1 protein-coding gene is annotated in these 1,151 nt (G+C 67.1%); it reads right to left on the reverse strand.

The window, feature by feature from the left end; all coding sequences use genetic code 11:
* Positions 1-300: 300 nt before the first annotated feature.
* Positions 301-1,151: NUDIX hydrolase (locus tag EQG76_RS29235; protein ID WP_235031616.1), on the reverse strand; the 851-nt coding region annotated here is incomplete at its 5' end.

The following is a 1,151-nucleotide window of genomic DNA, read 5'->3' on the forward strand; positions in this document are numbered from 1 at the left end:
GTTTCGCTCACGCTTCAGCCGCTGGATCGCCTCGATCTCGGGCAGGAAGACTGGCCACTCGAAGCTCGGGATCACCTGCTTCACCCGCTGATAGACCGCCTCCATGCCATCGCTTCCCTGCCGGTTCGTGCTTGGCATCATCTCGTTGTCCGCCCCTGACACTTTATGCTCAGACCGAGCATAAGACGGGCGCACTATTCCACCAGACGTCCCTTCGCGCAACGCGTTTATACGCTAACTGAGCATAAGCCCGTCATAAGCGGTCACCACCCGGACATGACGGATGTGAGCCAGCATCGGCTAGCTGGGCGACGCGCGGCCGCCGCTCGCCCGCAGGCCGATGGTGCCGGCGCCAATGCGCACGCCGGGTGCCGGTCGTTCCAGCACCACCTCCGGACGGAAGCGCATCAACCGGGCCGGCCGGCCGCCACTCGCGCGCGACATGCCGGGTGCAGGTTCGACCAGCCCGCCCTGCTCGACCAGCCGCCGGAAGTTCTGCTTGTGCAGGAGCGCGCCCGAAATCGCTTCGGCGGTATGCTGAAGTTCGAGCAGGGTGAAGGCGGGCGGCATCAACTCGAACAACACCGGGCGGTACTTGATCTTCGCGCGCAACCGGCCGATCGCGGTGGCGAGGATCCGGCGATGATCCAACCCCATCGCGACGGAGGGCGGCAAGTCGGCCGGCTGCTTGCCCGCATCGCGTAAGGCCTCTGCGACCAGCCCTGCCTCATAGGCGAGTTCGTAGCGTTCCAGCACCCGCTCATTGTCCCACTCGATCCCGTCACCGAATGTGAGCCGTACCCGCTCGCGCCGCCGCTTGGCCTCGTCGATCGTGGGTGCTGTCTCCGCCCAGGCCTGCAGCCGCTCGGTCATGAGGGCGAGCAAGCGATGATCGCGCCGGTGATCCTCCCACGGCAGGTGATCGTACCAGTCTCGCCAGGACGAGGCGGTGGCTCCCGCGGGCTGCGCATCGCGCACCAGCGCCAGATACGCCACCGAGATCGGCCGGCCGGGTGGTCGTGCCCTGCCGAACCGGTCGAGATCGCCGAAGGTGTAGAGCTGCTCGACATAGCCGAGCGGCTGCCGGGTTTGCTGTTCCACCCAGCGGCGCAGCGACCGCTCCAAGGTCCGATCGTCGGGGTGCAGCGGGC

Source organism: Geminicoccus flavidas (assembly GCF_009806515.1).
GTDB classification, from domain to species: Bacteria; Pseudomonadota; Alphaproteobacteria; order Geminicoccales; family Geminicoccaceae; genus Geminicoccus; species Geminicoccus flavidus.